This is a genomic window from Citrobacter sp. EC_71, from assembly GCF_019584005.1.
Classification (GTDB): Bacteria; Pseudomonadota; Gammaproteobacteria; order Enterobacterales; family Enterobacteriaceae; genus Citrobacter; species Citrobacter werkmanii.
Window position 1 is genome coordinate 1 of record NZ_VDAY01000088.1, and the last position, 273, is coordinate 273.

Annotated in this window: 1 protein-coding gene; it reads right to left on the minus strand. The window is 67.0% G+C overall.

The annotated features are described in order from the left end of the window. On the minus strand, positions 1-273 hold a 273-nt coding region (locus tag FHD02_RS24140; protein ID WP_220394393.1), incomplete at both ends, for an Ig-like domain-containing protein.

A 273-nucleotide genomic window follows, 5' to 3' on the forward strand; every position in this document is an offset into this window, starting at 1 on the left:
CCGCGTCCTTCGTCGCCGCCACCGGGGTGCCGCCGTCAATGCTCACCATCATGCTCACGGCGTCTTTATCCGTGGTGATGGCAAAGCCCGGCGTGGTGTCGCGGGTCTGGTTATCGCCGGTGGTGCCGGTGTCGTCGCTCAGGGTGATCACCGGGGCTGCCACGGTGGTGTCCACGGTGATAGCCAGTGCGGTCGAGGTCGCGGTGTTCCCCGCGTCATCCGTCACCTGCACGGTGATGCTGTACTCCCCGTCCGCCAGTTGCGGGGCGGTAA